A 15,571-nucleotide genomic window follows, 5' to 3' on the forward strand; every position below is an offset into this window, starting at 1 on the left:
GTCGAGTGGATGAAAGCGAGGAAACATGAGCCAGGGCACATGGCGGGTTCTCGGCGCCACCGGTTTTGCCGGTTCGGCCATCATGACGCGGCTCCAGCAGGAAGGCATCAATGCTTCCCCGGTCGCGGCGCCGCGGCTCGCGACGTCGTCGGAGTCGGCCGGCCAGATCATCTCCGAGGCCCGGCGCCTGGAGTCCGTGATCGACTACCTCGCGGATTCTTTCGCGGGTGCCGACGTCGTGGTCAATGCGGCCGGTCTGTCCGCGCCCGACCAGCAAGACCTCACGTCGCTGGTCGGTGCGAACGCCTTGCTACCGACCGTCGTCGTGGTCGCCGCTCAGCGCACCGGGGTGAAACGCGTGGTCCATCTCAGCTCGGCGGCGGTCCAGGGATCGCGCCCCGTGCTGGACGCCACCGAGTCGACCTCCCCGTTCTCTGCTTACTCCTTTTCCAAGGCGCTCGGCGAAGATTGCGTCCTGCGGTTGCGAGATTTCATCAACGCGACGGCACAGGCGGGGGCCGCCCCGGGATCCGCCGGCTCGGATTTTCCCCCGGCGCCCAGGAACGCGCCCGCGGAGGTCGGCCCGCACCACGCGGCCGAGCTCTGCATCGTCCGGGCCACATCGGTCCAAGGCTCCGGCCGCAAGACCACCTCCAACCTGGCGCGGGTGTCCGGGTCCCCCTTGGCCATGGTGGCCGGCAACGGGGACCGCCCGACCCCGGTGACCTCGGTCCACGCGTTGGCAGAATACGTGGTGTCCGTGGGAGCGTTCGCGGGCGAATTGCCCTCAATCGTTCTGCAGCCGTGGGAGGGCGCCACGACCGGATCGGTCATCCGGGATGCCGGTCGCAGAAATCCGCGGCACGTGCCTGCCTTCGTCCTGAAAATGGGCGTCAAGGCCGGTCTGCTCGTATCGGCGGCCATGAACGAACGCTTGCAGGGCGCCGTGCGGCGGGCCGAGCTCATGTGGTTCGGGCAGGACCAAGACGACTCGTGGGCCACCGGAAACGGCCTCCTGCCCGAGCGACGCGTCGGCGCCGTGCTGCGCGAGGCGCACACGGCGGCCGGTTCCAAGCGCTGAGCCGTGTCCCGGCCGGCCCGCCCTTGACGTGACAAGCAGCCCAATGCAACGGGGCCCCTCTCAAGGGAGGGGCCCCGTTGCATCGCGTGGCGGGTCAGGACAAGGCTACGACCGTTCGTCCCCCGGGGAGGGGAACAGTAGCGAGCGGGCTTCCTCCACCCCTAGCGGTCGGGTCTGGGCCTTGCGCGCTCGTCGCTTCTGACCCTCGGCCGTCTCACGGGTTCTGAGCTGATCCACCGACCGGGCTTGGTCCGGGGCACCGGTGCGAGGGCCCCCGACCAGGCTTTCTTCGACGGATCCGGGCTGAGCCTCGGAGGCTTTCGGTCCTTCGCCCGGGCCCCGGACGGACGGGCTCGCCTCGTCCGAGGCCGGCTCCTCGCGCTCGAGCTCTTCCCGAGTCACCAGCCGTGGGGCAACTTTCCGCAGCTCATCGAGGTCCAGGGCTCCAGCGCGCACGACGACGGGCCGTTCGCCGGTCGCGTCGATGATCGTCGAAGGGGCCGCCTCGGCGCTGGGTGTTTCCGCGGCGCGGCCCAGCGGACGTATCCCGCCGTCGACGATCAGCTCGACGCGGTCTCCCAGCTGTTCCGCGGCCTCCTGCGCGGTGGTCGCCGCGTTTTGCCCGGTCCGATTCGCCGACGAGACCGCCAAGGGCCCGGTCCGACGCAGGATCTCCCGGGTCAAGTCGTCGTTCGGGACCCGCAGGGCGACGGTCCCGTGGGTCTCGCCCAAATCCCAGTTCAAGGAGGGTTGCGAGTACACGATGAGGGTCAGGGCCCCGGGCCAAAAAGCCTCGGCGAGGGCCTCTGCGTCCGCGCTCAGATCGTCGGCCAGGCCGGGAAGAACACTCGCATCCGCGATGAGAACCGGCGGCGGCATGCGACGGGAGCGTCCTTTGGCGTTCAGGAGCTGCTGGACGCCTCCCCGGGAGAAGGCGTCCGCGGCGATGCCGTACACGGTGTCCGTCGGGATGACCGCGGTGCGACCGTCGAGGACGGCTTTCTCCACGGCCGCCAGCGCGGTCTCGCGATCCTCGGCGGTCTCTGCGGTGTAGACGGTTGCGTTCACAGGTGATGCGTCTTTCGTTGCGTGATGGTTGGCCCGGTGGCTTGCCGGAGATTTCTCATCCCCCAGCGTATCCCTTCGTCGCCCGCGGACGACCGGTGAGATCCGGCACCGTGACCACGTCGGTGAATCCTGCCGATGCGAACAACGCCGCGGCGGGTTCCTCCTGAACTTCGGCGTGCTCCATGATCAGCAGGCCGCCGGGGCGCAGCAGGCGCGCGGCCCGACGGACGAAGGCGGTGGGAATCGCCATCCCATCGGCGGACCCTCCGTAGAGGGCCATCTCGGGATCGTGGTGGGCCACCTCGGGGTCTCGGGGCACCGCGGCCGTCGGGATATACGGCGGATTGGTCACCACAGCGTCGACAGCGCCTTCCCAACCGGGAAGTGCGCGGGCCGCGTCTTCGGTGCGGATCTCGACGCGGTCGGCGATTGCCGGCCCACCGGCCAAGGCGAAGGCCGTCGAGGCGTTGCGGCGTGCCCACGCGGCGGCGGTCTCGGACAGTTCGACCCCGATCACCCGGCTGCCGGGGTTCTCGTGCGCCGCGGCCAAGGCCAACGCCCCGGATCCGGTCGCCAGATCGACGATCACCGCGCGATCGGGAGTCTCGAGCGAGCCCACGTAGGCGTTGAGGTGGTCGATAAGAATTTCGGTCTCGGGTCGCGGGACAAAAACCCCCGGCCCGACCGACAGGGTCAGGTGTCGAAACGGCGCCCGCCCGGTCAGGTGTTGCAGAGGGACCCGCTCGGCCCGGGCCGCGATCAAGTCTTCGTACCCGTCCGGCGCGACCGCGGAACCCACCAGGGCACGCGCGGCGATCTGCCCGCGGCTCGGCTCGGCGCCGTCGGCGCCCCGAAACGCGTGGGCCGCCAGCAATTCCGCCTCGGCCCGGGCCGAAACGATACCCGCCGCGGCCAGACGGCGCGTCGCGAGACGCAACGCGCCGTCGAGCGGCAGGCCGTCGAGGGGCTGCTCCTCGCCCGGCCCCGGCGAATCGGATAAAGGCTCGGTGCTCACGATCTACTCGGCGTCGTTGCCCAACGCGGCCAGTCGATGTTCCTCATCCATCTGGATGGCCGACTGAACCACGGCTTCGAGGTCTCCGCCCATGACGGTCTCGAGATTGTAGGCCTTGTAACCGGTCCGATGGTCCGCGATGCGGTTCTCCGGGAAGTTATAGGTACGGATTCGCTCCGAACGGTCCATCGTCTTGACCTGCGATTTGCGGTGTTCGGCGGCCTCGGCGTCGAGCTGTTCCTGCTGGTGAGCGAGCAGGCGCGCGCGAAGCACGCGCATCGCGGCCTCACGATTCTGCAACTGGGACTTCTCGTTCTGCATGGCCACGACGATCCCGGTCGGCAGGTGCGTGATGCGGACGGCGGAGTCGGTCGTGTTGACCGACTGTCCCCCGGGCCCCGAGGACCGATACACGTCGATCTTCAGGTCGTTCTGGCTGATCTCGATTTCTTCCGGCTCGTCGACCTCGGGGAACACCAGGACACCGGCCGCGGAGGTGTGAATGCGGCCCTGAGATTCGGTCACGGGAACGCGCTGAACGCGATGCACGCCACCCTCGTACTTCAGGTGGGCCCACACGCCTTCGGCCGGATCGTTGGAGTTACCCTTGACGGCCATCTGCACGTCTTTATATCCGCCCAGGTCGGATTCGGTCGACGAGATGATCTCGGTCTTCCACCCCTTATGTTCGGCATAGCGCGCGTACATCCTCAGCAGGTCCCCCGCGAACAACGCAGATTCGTCGCCGCCTTCACCGGCCTTGACCTCGAGGATCACGTTGCGCCCGTCGTCGGGGTCCCGCGGGATCAGCAACCGCCGAAGCCGCTCTTCGGACTCGCTCAGGGATTCCTCGAGCCCGGGAATCTCCGCGGCGAACTCGGTGTCCTCCTCGGCCATTTCTCGGGCGGCCTCAAGATCCCCTTCCAGCCCGCGCACCTTGCGGTACGCCTCGACGATGCCGTTCAGCTCCGAGTAGCGACGACCCAGCTTGCGGGCCTTCACCTGGTCGGCGTGGACCGCGGGGTCGGCCAGCTGCTGCTGCAACTCTTGGTGCTCATCGAGCAGGGATTGGATGGAATCGAACATTGAGGTCCTCGGTGATCGTCACGAAAGGTGGTGTGGCCTTCAGTATTTCATCTCCAGGCGCGACCACTGCGCTCGGACGGCAAAAAACCGACGCCCGTCCACTCGGTGGATCGGGCGCCGGTTCAGGGAAGCTAGTCGTCGGACTTGGATCCCAGGGTGGTCTTCTGAACCTGCAGAAGGAACTGCACGTTGGTCGGCGTGTCGCGCAACTTGCTCGTGAGCACCTCGAGGGCCTGCTGCTGATCGAGACCAGCAAGCACGCGACGCAGGCGCCACATGATCTTGATCTCGTCCTGCGACAGCAGGTTCTCTTCGCGGCGCGTGCCGGACTCGTTGACGTCCACGGCCGGGAAGATGCGCTTGTCCGCCAGCTGGCGGGAGAGGCGGAGCTCCATATTGCCGGTGCCCTTGAACTCTTCGAAGATGACTTCGTCCATCTTCGAGCCGGTCTCGACCAGAGCGGTCGCCAGAATCGTCAGGGATCCGCCCTCCTCGATGTTGCGGGCGGCGCCGAAGAAGCGCTTGGGCGGGTACAGGGCCGCGGAATCCACGCCACCGCTCAAGATACGACCCGAGGCCGGGGCCGCCAGGTTGTACGCGCGGCCGAGGCGGGTCATCGAGTCGAGCAGCACGACGACGTCGTGTCCCATCTCGACGAGGCGCTTGGCACGCTCGATCGCCAACTCGGCGACCGTCGTGTGGTCATCCGCGGGGCGATCGAAGGTCGAGGCGATGACCTCTCCCTTGACCGTCCGCTGCATGTCGGTGACTTCTTCCGGACGCTCGTCGACCAGGACCATCATGAGGTGAACCTCGGGGTTATTGGTCGTGATCGCATTGGCGATCGACTGGAGCATCAGCGTCTTGCCGGCCTTGGGCGGCGAGACGATGAGTCCGCGTTGTCCCTTGCCGATCGGGGCGACGAGGTCGACCACGCGCGGCCCGATCTTCTTTTGCTCGGTCTCCAGACGGAGGCGCTCGTTGGGGTACAAGGGAGTGAGCTTGTTGAACTCGACGCGTTCGCTGAGCTCCTCGACCTTCTTGCCGTTCACGCTCGTCAACTGCACCAAGGCGTTGAACTTCTGGCGAGAGTTGTTCTGGTTCTCGCCGTCACGCGGCGCGCGGATGGCGCCCACCACGGCGTCGCCCTTGCGCAGATGGTTCTTCTTGACCTGCGCGAGGGAGACGTACACGTCGTTCGGACCCGGCAGGTAACCGGAGGTCCGCACGAAGGCGTAATTGTCCAGGACATCCAAGATGCCGGCCACGGGCAACAGGACGTCGTCCTCGGTCACCTCGGTGTCGTCGACCTCGGGACCGTTATTGCGTCCGCGACGACGGTCGCGACGGTCGTTGCGATTGCGGTTGCGGCGGTTACGACCCTTGCGGTTGTCGTCGTCCTCGGGGCCGTTGTTATTGCCCTTGTTGCGGTTATTGCGACGGTCGTTGTTCTTGCCGTCGTTATTGTTCTTGCCGTCATTGTTGTTCCGGCCGTCGCCGTTATTCCGGCCGTCATTATTGTTCTTGCCGTCATTATTGTTCCGGCCACCCTCATTGTGGTGACGGGAATCGTTCTGCCGGTTACCGTCCTCGGAGTTTCCATCCTTGGACTTATTGCGGCCACGACGGTTGCGGTCGTTCGGGTTCTTATCCTCGCCCTTGGACGAGTCCTGGTCCTGACCGCCCTGCTTGCCGCCGCGCTGATCATTGCGCTTTCCACGCTCTTGATCCTGTTGCCCGGCCTCGGGCTGACCGTTCTGCGTGGAAGCCGAGTCCTCGGCGTTCTGAGAACCGTCGTTGCCCTTGGGGGCCTCCTTGGCGGAGGAACCATCCGACGAGGCGCGGCGGGACCGCGAACGCGCGGGACGATCCGAGGACTTCTCCTCGGCCGAGCCCTGACCGTCGGAAGCGGTCTCCTTGGCCGCGTTGCCCTGGCTCTTCTGCTCTTCTGCCTTCTTGTCGCGATCCGCCACCGCGGAACCGCGCTGATGCGCGGCGATGGTCTCCACGAGGGCAGACTTCCGCATGCGACGGGCACCGACGATGCCCAGCTGGGAGGCGAGCGACTGCAACTGGGCCAGCTTGAGGGCGCTCAAGCCGCCGTTGCCCTTGGCCTCGCTCGACGCGGCCGACGTGGCCGCGGCATTTTGACTGGTGTTCTGAGATTCAGGAGACTCGGCATTCTGGCGAGTCTGTTCAGCCGCACTGTTGGCCGGCTGGTCCGCACCCGATAGGTCGGTCGATACGGTCACGAAGGATCCTTCCCCCTCGACGTGGCTTGGCCTCTGAAACGCAAGCCGAATATTGATGGTCTGCGCACATCGCCAGAATTGATGCGATATGCGCGCAATCCACGTGCCAGATAGCCCGCGGATCAATGACGCGGTTCATTCCCTCACATCACCCCGAAAAAATATTCGGGGCAGCCCACCGAAAAGTTTTCCTGTGGATAGAGTTCACGCGGCGCCAGGCCGCGTCGCCCTCATTCCGAAAACCTCAGTGTTGAGGGACGTGTTTCCAACGCGTCCACCCGCCAGATCGGCGGGACTTCACAATCCGGTCTCATGGACTCAGCTACCTCAAGGTAGGGAGTCCGACCGTCAAACCCCGACGCTTCAGAAAAGGCCGGCGGGTTTGCTGTGTTCCACTATAACACCGTTCCGGTCCACGGTCAGCTTTTCGACGGTCCAGGCGATTTGCCGCTCCCCCATGTTCTGGTCGGGATCCTCCGCACACTGCGCGATGGCGTCCACGGCACGGTCGGCTTCCGCCTCGTTGGGAGCGAGCGTCAGCACCGTGGGACCGGCGCCCGAGATGATCGCCGGCAGGCCCCGACCGCGCAGGTGCGCGACGAGGGCCGCGCTCGGGGGCATCGCGCTGGCCCGATATTGCTGGTGCAGCAGGTCTTCGGTGCCCGCGAAGAGCTCGCTCGGGGCGTCCTTCATCGCGTGAACCAGAAGCGCCGCACGCCCGCTATTGACCGAGGCCTCACGGTGAGGAACGCTCTCGGGGATAAGCCCCCGTGCGATCCGGGTGGGCACCTCGTAGTCGGGAACCGCCACGACCGGCACGATCTCCGAGGCGACCGACACCGGAACAGAGTGGAAGCCGTCGGCGGTCGAATAGGAGATGACGAGGCCGCCAAACAGCGAGGGGGCCACGTTGTCGGGGTGCCCCTCCATCTGCGAACAGATCTGGAGCACCGCGTTCTGGGACAGCCGCGCCTGCTCCGGGACCATGGCGTTGGCCGCCACCACGCCGGCGACGATCGCCGAGGCCGATGAACCCATCCCGCGGGAATGCGGGATGCGGTTGTGAGCCGTGATCCTCAGTCCCGGCAACTCAAGCAACCCGATGGCCTTCCACGCGGTGCGCATGGCCCGGACGATGAGGTGCGCCTCGGTCTGGGGAACTTCCTCTGCTCCTTCCCCGCTCAACTCGAAGCTCAGAGGGCCTTCTGTCCGCTCGACCGTGATGTCGTCATACCGGCCGAGGGCGAGCCCTAAACTGTCATAGCCCGGTCCCACGTTGCCCGTGGACGCGGGGACGCGCACTCGGACGCTGGTTCCGAGGGGGATCAGCTCGGGGCCGTATGAGGCGGCGGACTCGCCGTCGACGAGGGGTGAGGTCTCCATGCTCGACGCCCTAGGCCAGGCCGAGCGCGTCGGCGACCGACACCACGTCGAAGTCCACGGTCTTCGGCTCGACGTCGGCGCCGTCGGCCCCCCGCAGGGCCCACTGCGGGTCCTTGAGCCCGTGTCCCGTGACGGTGATGACAATGGTTTTACCCTCGGGGGCCTCCCCCGCACGGTGCTTCTTCAGCAGGCCCGCGACGCCGGCTGCGGAAGCGGGCTCGACGAAGACGCCCTCCTTCGACGACAGCCACCGGTGGGCTTCGAGGATCTCGGCGTCGGTCACGGCGTCGATGAGTCCGCCCGATTCATCGCGGGCCGCGATGGCCTTGTCCCACGAAGCGGGATTGCCGATGCGGATCGCCGTGGCGATCGTGTCCGGTTCCGAAATGGGGTGACCCTGAACGATGGGAGCCGCACCGGCCGCCTGGAAGCCCCACATCGCGGGGCGTTTGGTCGACACGGCCGGGAGGGTTTCGCCCGCCGAATTCACGTACGGCTCGGAGTACTCTTGGTAGCCCTTCCAGTACGCGGTGATGTTGCCCGCGTTGCCCACCGGCAGCACGTGGTAGTCGGGCGCGTCGCCCAGGACGTCGACGACCTCGAAGGCACCGGTCTTCTGTCCTTCGATGCGTGCCGGGTTGACCGAGTTGACCAGGAAGACGGGGTAGCTCTCCGCGAGCTTGCGCGCGACCTCGAGGCAGTTGTCGAAGTTTCCGTTCACCTGGATCAGTTCGGCGCCGTGGGCGATGGCCTGCGAGAGCTTGCCCATCGCGATCTTGCCTTCGGGGACCAGCACCGCGCACGTGAGCCCGGCCTGCGTCGCGTAGGCCGCCGCGGAGGCGGACGTGTTCCCGGTCGAGGCGCACACCACGGCCTCGGCGCCCTGTTCCTTGGCCGCGGTGATTGCCATGGTCATACCGCGGTCCTTGAAGGAACCGGTGGGGTTCATGCCCTCAAACTTGATGTAGACGTCGTTGCCGGTGTGTTCCGACAGTTTCGGCGCGCGGATCAGCGGGGTTCCGCCCTCCCCCAACGTCACGATGTTCTTCGGATCCGAGACCGGCAACCGGTCGATGTACTCGTTGATGACGCCTTGCCAGACGTGTGCCATGGGTTTCCTCACGTGTTAACGGGCCGGGACCGTCCCGGCCGTGGGGGTAGTTGGGGTGCTCAGCCTTCGACCTGGATGACCGAGGTGACGTTGTACACCGTGGGCAGAGAGGTCAATTCGGCGATCGTCGACCGAAGGTCCTCGTTGCTGGTCTTATGCGTCACGATGCGGATCGTGGCGTGGTCGCCCGCGGTGTCCTCCCGCTCACGGTGCTTGGCCTGGTGCATGGTCTCGATCGAGACCCCGTGCTCGGCGAAGACGTTGGCGATCTTGGCCAGGACGCCCAGCTGGTCCCTGACCTCCAGCCCGACCGTGTATCGCGAGACGACGTTGGATAGCGACGTCGCCGCGAGACCGAGGTAGGAGTAGTCCGGCACGCCGGGACCGCCCAGGACGCTACGCCGGGCGAGGGATACGAAATCGCCCATCACCGCCGATGCCGTGGGCGCTCCCCCCGCACCGGGGCCGTAGAACATGAGCTCCCCCGCGTCCCGAGACTCCACGAAGACCGCGTTGTAGGCGTCGTGGACGCTCGCGAGGGGGTGGGAGCGCGGGATCAGGGCCGGGTTGACACGGATGTTCACGCCCTCGCCGTCACGCTCGCACACCGAGAGCAACTTGATGACGTATCCGTCGTTGGCCGCGGCGGTGACGTCGTCGGCCGTGATATCCGAAATTCCGGTGCAGTGGACGTCGTCGATGTGGAACTCCGAGTGGAAAGCCAACGACGCGACGATCGCTGCCTTGGCCGCGGCGTCATGGCCCTCCACGTCGGCAGTGGGATCCGCCTCGGCATAGCCGAGACGCTGCGCCTCGGCCAGGACCTCGTCGAAGTCCGCGCCCCGTGCGTCCATCGCGTCGAGCATGAAATTGGTGGTCCCGTTCATGATCCCGAGGACCCGCGTGATGTGGTCACCGGCCAGGGAGTCACGCAGGGGGCGAAGAATCGGGATCGCTCCGGCGACGGCGGCTTCGAAGGAGAACTGGGCCCCCGACTGTCGGGCGGCGGTCATGAGTTCGGCACCGTGGGCCGCGATCAGGGCCTTATTTCCGGACACCACGTGTTTACCCGCCGCCAGCGCGTGGAGAATACGGGTTTTCGCCGGTTCCAGGCCTCCGGTCAATTCGATCACGACGTCGGCCCGATCGATCAGGGACTCGGCATCCGTCGTGTAGAGGGCGTCGGCCGCCTTGTAGTCTCGCGGCGTATCCACGGAACGGACCGCGATGCCGATGAGTTCGGGCGTCCCCCCGATGCGCTGGGCGAGTTCGTCACGGTCCTCCGTCAGGATCCGGGCTACCTGCGATCCCACGGTTCCGGCGCCGAGAAGCGCCACCTTGATGGTCGATTCCGTCATGAATTCTCCTAGCTGTTTCCGGGCGCTGTCCTATAGACCGGCGTCCCGGGCGAAAAGATCGTCCTCGGTTTCGCCCCGCACGATGGTGCGCGGAGCAACCCCCGAAGAGGTGGCCACCACGCCGGGGCGGGGCAGATAGTTGTAGTTGCTCGACAGGGCCCAGCAGTACGCTCCCGTCGCGGCCACCGCCAGGACGTCGCCGCTCCGCAGGTCGGCCGGGAGGTAGCAGTATCTGACGACGATGTCCCCGGACTCGCAGTGCTTGCCGACCACGCGGGAGAGCACCTGGGTTCCTTCCGGCGTGCGGTTGGCCAGTGTCACGGTGTAGTCCGCGTCGTAGAGAACGGGCCGGGCGTTGTCCGACATGCCGCCATCCACGGAGACGTACCGCCGAACCTGGGTGCCTCCCGGCTCGGTGTCAACGGCCACGTCCTTGAGGGTTCCGACCGTGTAGAGCGTCGCGCCGGCCGGTCCCGTGAGGGCGCGACCGGGTTCGATGGACACGTGAGGGATCGAAATTCCCATGGACGTGCAGGTCGATGTCACGACGGCCGCCAGGTCACCGGCGATGTCCGCCGGCCGCCGGGGCCGATCACCGGCGATGTAGCCGATGCCGTACCCGCCGCCGATGTCGAGTTCGGGGATATCGCGCTCGATCCGTCGGCTCACCTCGGCCATCAGACCCAGCACCCGTTCGGCCGCGAGACCGAAGCCGTCGGCGGAGAAGATCTGCGATCCAATGTGCGAGTGGAATCCGCGCAGGTCCACGTTGTCTAGGGAGTCGGCCACGAGGCCCGCCAGCAGCGCCGCGGAGTCCGATGGGGACAGCCCCAGGGCGCTCCAGAGCCCTTCCCCGATGACCTCGCGGACCAAGGCCGCGGTGCCCTCGGCGAGGGAAACCCCAAATTTCTGGTCCTCGTGCGCCGTCGCGATGAAGTCGTGGGTCTCGGCGTGGACCCCCGGGGTCACGCGGATCATGACCGGGGCGGTCACGCCAAGCTCACGTGCCTGGCGGTCGATCAGAAACAGTTCGGGCACGGAATCGGCGACGATGCGGCCCACCCCCGCCGACAAGGCCCGGCGGATCTCGTCCACGGACTTGTTATTGCCGTGCAGGGCGATGCGTCCGGCAGGCATGCCGGCCGCCAGCCCGAGGGCCAGCTCGCCGCCCGAGGCCGTGTCCAGGTTCAGGCCTTCGTCACGGGCCCACCGAGCGACGGAAGCACAGAGAAACGCCTTGCCCGCGTAGTACACGGAGACCTCGGCGCCCTTCTGCGCGAAGGCTTCCTCGAAGGCCGCGCGATACTCCCGCGCCCTGGAGCGAAAGGTGTCCTCCGAGTAGACGTAGGCGGGGGTTCCGAAGTCTCGGACCAGGTCAGTCACGGGATGCCCGTCGACGGTCATCTCGCCCGAGGCGTCACGCTGGAAGGACGGGGTCCAAATCGAGGGATCGAGAGCGGCGGGGTCCGCCGGAACGCTCAGCCAGTCCGGAACGAGCGTCGTGTCGGAGCCACTCATTTACATCCTCTCCGGGGCGCTGACGCCCAGCAGGTCCAGCCCGTTGGCGAGGACCTGAGTCGTCGCGTCGTTGAGGGCCAGACGCGTGCGATGCGTAGTGGTGATCTCCTCCTCGCCCTTGGGCGCGACGCGGCAGGAGTCGTACCAGCGGTGGTACGCGCCCGCGAGGCGCTCCAGATAGCGGGCGACCCGGTGCGGCTCGCGCAATTCGGCGGATTCGGCGACGACGCCCGGGAACTGCCCCAATGCCGCCAGGAGATCTTCGTCGGCGGCAGAGTCGAGCAGGGAAGCCTCAAAGGTGTCCTCGGACCGCGTGACCCCGGTGTCGGCGGCGTTGCGGGCCACGGCGCAGGTCCGGGCGTGCGCGTACTGCACGTAGAACACCGGGTTTTCGTTGGACCTCTTGGTCAGCAGGTCCAAATCGATGTCGATGTTGGAGTCCACGGAGAACCGTGTGAGCGAATACCGCGCGGCGTCGACGCCGACGATGTCCACGAGGTCCTCGAGAGTCACCACTGTCCCGGCCCGCTTGGACATGCGCAGGGCCTCGCCGTCACGCACCAGGTTGACCATCTGACCGATCATGACCTCGACGGCGTCGGGGTTGTCCCCGATCGCGGCCGCCGCGGCTTTGAGGCGGGCGATGTATCCGTGGTGGTCGGCGCCCAGCATGTAGATCGCCAGATCGGCACCGCGGCGGCGCTTGTCCGCGATGTACGCGATGTCTCCGGCAATGTAGGCGGCGTTGCCGTCGGATTTGATGACCACGCGGTCTTTGTCGTCGCCGTAGTCGGTCGAGCGGAGCCACCACGCGCCATCGGCGAAGTAGAGAGCATCGCTCGTCTTCAGCTCTTCGAGGACCTTCTCGACGGCGCCCGAGTCAAACAGCGAGTTTTCGTGGAAATAGACGTCGAAGTCCACGCCGAAGTCGTGAAGGGACTTCTTGATCTCCTCGAACATCATGTCCACGCCGAGAGAACGGAAGACCTCCTGCGGGTCCGCCGACCCCAGGGCGTCCGGGGCCTGTTCCAGAACGCGGCGGGCGATCTCGCCGATGTATTCGCCGCCGTATCCATCCTCGGGGGTGCCCTCTCCGCGGGCGTCGGCCAAGAGGGACTTGGAGAACCTGTCGATCTGCGTGCCGTGGTCGTTGAAGTAGTACTCCCGGGTGACCTGGGCACCGTTGGCGATCAAGATGCGCGCCAACGAATCGCCGACGGCCGCCCACCGCGTTCCGCCCAGGTGGATGGGGCCGGTCGGGTTGGCCGAGACGAATTCCAGGTTGATGTGAGTTCCGGACAGTTTCTCGGAACGGCCGTAGGCCGGACCGGCCTCGAGAATGGCCTGCGCCAAGATGCCGGCGGCCGCGGCGTCGAGAACGATGTTGAGGAACCCGGGCCCGGCGATGTCGACGCGGGAGACCCCGTCGATGCCTTGAATGCGGGTCGCCAACAACGAGGCGACCTCGCGGGGGTTCTTGCCGACCTTCTTGCCCAGCTGAAGGGCGATGTTGGTGGCCCAGTCGCCATGATCCCGGTTCTTGGGTCGCTCGACCTTGACCTCGGGAATCGGCTGCCCCTCGGAGACGGCGAGCTCACCATCGGTCAGGGCCTGGTTCAGGCATTCGGAAATTGCTACGGAGAGTTCTTCGGGAGTCACTTGTCCAGTCTACAAGGAGTCGGCCGATGCCTCCTTCCATGACGTGCGCCCATGACGCGGTTGACCGAGAAGATGCCACAAGATCAACACGAGCCATAGCGCCAGGAGGAACGGCCAGGTATAGGCGGGCACCGACCAGACCGCAAAGAGGTGGTGGAAGAGGATCGTCAACGCGACCCCCACCGTGCCGGCGATCCAGCGGGCGAGGGCCGTGGACTCGGCGCGAACCACCACGCCGAGGCCGATCGCGGCGAGTACCGCCGAATAGCCCACCAGGCCCGCCGAGACATCGTCCGCCGGCTCGCGTATCGCCAGCCCCAGGACCACCGCGAGCGCGCTCCCCATCGCGCCGGCCAGTCCAATCCTCCACGAGCCGATCAACAGGGCCACCAGAATCAGTAGCCCGGGCACGGGGCCATCGGCGAGCACCACCTCGGAGAAATCCTGGAAAAAACCCGACACGGTGGCCGTGAGCGGATCCTCCGCGGTGGTCGGGCCGGCCGCTACGATCAGCGGCACGATCGCCCCGTAGAGTATCGATGCCACGATGCAGAAGGGCGCCGTCGCGACCGGAAGGCCGAACCGTCGGAGCCCGGGGGCCGCAAAAACGCGCCGGACGATTTCGTGGATCGGAATGCACACGAGGGCACCCAGCACGGTCAGGAGCACGGCCGCACCGGTCGGTCCGAGGTCGAGGGCGAGGACCCCGCCGACCAGGGCCCCGTTGTAACCCATCAGGCCGTCGTCGATCTCGCTCGTGTCCCTCCGGACGAGTACCGCCCCTGCCGTCTGCACGACGACCCCGAGCGCGACGAGAGCGGCGATGTACCAGGCCGACAAGGCCAGCGCGACCAGTATGACCCCGCCCGCGAGCGCGTTGCGCACGAAGAAGATCTGCGAGACGCCGCGCAAGAGGGCGCGAAGAGGGCGCGAGCCCCGCGTCAGATTCATGAACGCTCATCCCCCGGAGTCGCGGGGTCGGCCCCGCGCCGACGGTGAGTGAACGCGAAGGTCAGCCACACGAGCACGAAGGCTGCGATCAGCACGAGCCCCGCGTCACCCAGGTCCAGGTCCGCAAGCCAGGAGGTGATCGGATCCTCCAGGCCGAGGAGCTCGTGGAAGAACCCGCCCAGGGTGATCACCGAGATGAAGAGGGCCGCCAGGGAGGAAAGGGACGTGACCGTGGCGTTGAACCGCAGCCTCGTCGACTTCTTCACGAGCGCCGAGGAGTAGAGCTTCATCATGCCCAGGCCGTTGAGGCTGTCGCACAAGGTCATGGCCGCGGTGAAGGCCAGCGGCAGGCCCAGCAGGGCGATCGCGGGCACGCCGGCGAGCGACGCCGAGGCGGTCAGGAGAAGCAGACCGATCGTGGTCGCGGTGTCGAATCCGAGCCCGAAGAGGAATCCGATGACGAAGATGTCCCGGGGCCTGCGGATCCGTGAGAGCGGCCCCCTGAGCAGGCGCGCGACCAGCCCGCCGCTGTTGTCGAGGTCGTGGACATGACCCTGGGCGATGTCCGTGCGGCCTCGGACCGCACGGATGAGACGGACGGCGATGCCGCTGTTGTAGATGCCCAGGACCAAGAGGTAGAACCCGGAAACGCCCGCCCCGATGAGGCCCAATACGAGGTTCACGGTGCTGCCCTCCTCGAAGGCGCCGTGAACAAACTGGACCCCCGCAATCACCATGATTCCCGCGAGGGTGACCACCATGGAGTGGCCCAGACTGAAGGCGAAGCCCACGCTCGCGGGATTCCGTCCTTCCGCGACGAATTTCCGCGTCGAGTTGTCGATCGCCGCGATGTGGTCCCAATCGTAGGAATGTTTCATCCCCGCGACGTACGCGGTGGCCACGACGCCGAGGGTCAGTGCCTGGGCGCCGGGGGCCAGGGCCGTGAGCAGGCACCCGATCGCCAGGAGGTGAAGGAGCCCCACGGCCCCGAAGGTGAACCCCACCCTGACTCGTAGAGGCAAAACGTCACGACGGGTGATGTACCTGTCGTAGAGCGACGAGGTCGTGATGTTGGTCAACGTCGTCCCT

At 66.7% G+C, this 15,571-nt stretch carries 12 protein-coding genes; 1 reads left to right on the forward strand and 11 read right to left on the reverse strand.

Annotated elements, in window-relative coordinates; all coding sequences use genetic code 11:
* The first annotated feature begins 25 nt into the window (after positions 1 to 25).
* Positions 26 to 1,081, forward strand: coding sequence for an NAD-dependent epimerase/dehydratase family protein (locus tag CURSPS6_RS05435; protein WP_030014689.1), 1,056 nt, complete (start codon positions 26 to 28; stop codon positions 1,079 to 1,081).
* A gap of 105 nt (positions 1,082 to 1,186) precedes the next feature.
* On the opposite strand, the gene CURSPS6_RS05440 is transcribed toward CURSPS6_RS05435, so the two are convergent.
* From CURSPS6_RS05440 to CURSPS6_RS05490, 11 genes are all read right to left on the reverse strand, one after another.
* Positions 1,187 to 2,149 carry an L-threonylcarbamoyladenylate synthase gene (locus CURSPS6_RS05440; RefSeq protein ID WP_051687654.1) on the reverse strand — a complete coding sequence of 321 codons (963 nt, stop codon included), beginning with the start codon at positions 2,147 to 2,149 and terminating at the stop codon, positions 1,187 to 1,189.
* Between the two features lie 55 nt (positions 2,150 to 2,204).
* A complete protein-coding gene (gene prmC, locus CURSPS6_RS05445; RefSeq protein WP_235503678.1) occupies positions 2,205 to 3,164 on the reverse strand; it encodes a peptide chain release factor N(5)-glutamine methyltransferase in 960 nt (319 codons plus the stop codon).
* A gap of 3 nt (positions 3,165 to 3,167) precedes the next feature.
* Positions 3,168 to 4,250, reverse strand: coding sequence for a peptide chain release factor 1 (gene prfA, locus CURSPS6_RS05450; RefSeq protein ID WP_030014693.1), 1,083 nt, complete (start codon positions 4,248 to 4,250; stop codon positions 3,168 to 3,170).
* 131 nt (positions 4,251 to 4,381) lie between these two features.
* On the reverse strand, positions 4,382 to 6,346 hold the full coding sequence (gene rho, locus CURSPS6_RS05455; RefSeq protein WP_051687834.1) for a transcription termination factor Rho: 1,965 nt from the start codon (positions 6,344 to 6,346) through the stop codon (positions 4,382 to 4,384).
* A 519-nt stretch (positions 6,347 to 6,865) separates the two neighbouring features.
* Complete coding sequence (gene thrB, locus CURSPS6_RS05460; protein WP_051687655.1) at positions 6,866 to 7,885, reverse strand: homoserine kinase; 1,020 nt, start codon at positions 7,883 to 7,885, stop codon at positions 6,866 to 6,868.
* A gap of 10 nt (positions 7,886 to 7,895) precedes the next feature.
* Positions 7,896 to 8,996 (reverse strand): threonine synthase, encoded by a 1,101-nt coding sequence (gene thrC, locus CURSPS6_RS05465; protein ID WP_030014697.1) that lies wholly within the window; start codon positions 8,994 to 8,996, stop codon positions 7,896 to 7,898.
* A gap of 59 nt (positions 8,997 to 9,055) precedes the next feature.
* A complete protein-coding gene (locus tag CURSPS6_RS05470; protein ID WP_030014698.1) occupies positions 9,056 to 10,354 on the reverse strand; it encodes a homoserine dehydrogenase in 1,299 nt (432 codons plus the stop codon).
* 30 nt (positions 10,355 to 10,384) lie between these two features.
* Positions 10,385 to 11,872, reverse strand: a complete 1,488-nt coding sequence (locus CURSPS6_RS05475; protein ID WP_030014699.1) for a diaminopimelate decarboxylase family protein — start codon at positions 11,870 to 11,872, stop codon at positions 10,385 to 10,387.
* A complete protein-coding gene (argS, locus tag CURSPS6_RS05480) occupies positions 11,873 to 13,531 on the reverse strand; it encodes an arginine--tRNA ligase (protein ID WP_030014700.1) in 1,659 nt (552 codons plus the stop codon).
* 9 nt (positions 13,532 to 13,540) lie between these two features.
* On the reverse strand, positions 13,541 to 14,482 hold the full coding sequence (locus CURSPS6_RS05485; protein ID WP_051687656.1) for an urea transporter: 942 nt from the start codon (positions 14,480 to 14,482) through the stop codon (positions 13,541 to 13,543).
* Entirely contained in the window at positions 14,479 to 15,552 is a 1,074-nt protein-coding gene (locus CURSPS6_RS05490) for a HoxN/HupN/NixA family nickel/cobalt transporter (protein WP_051687835.1), read from the reverse strand. The genes CURSPS6_RS05485 and CURSPS6_RS05490 overlap by 4 nt, the downstream gene beginning before the upstream one ends.
* Positions 15,553 to 15,571 lie beyond the last annotated feature (19 nt).

Source organism: Curtobacterium sp. S6, assembly GCF_000710345.2.
GTDB lineage: Bacteria > Actinomycetota > Actinomycetes > Actinomycetales > Micrococcaceae > Rothia.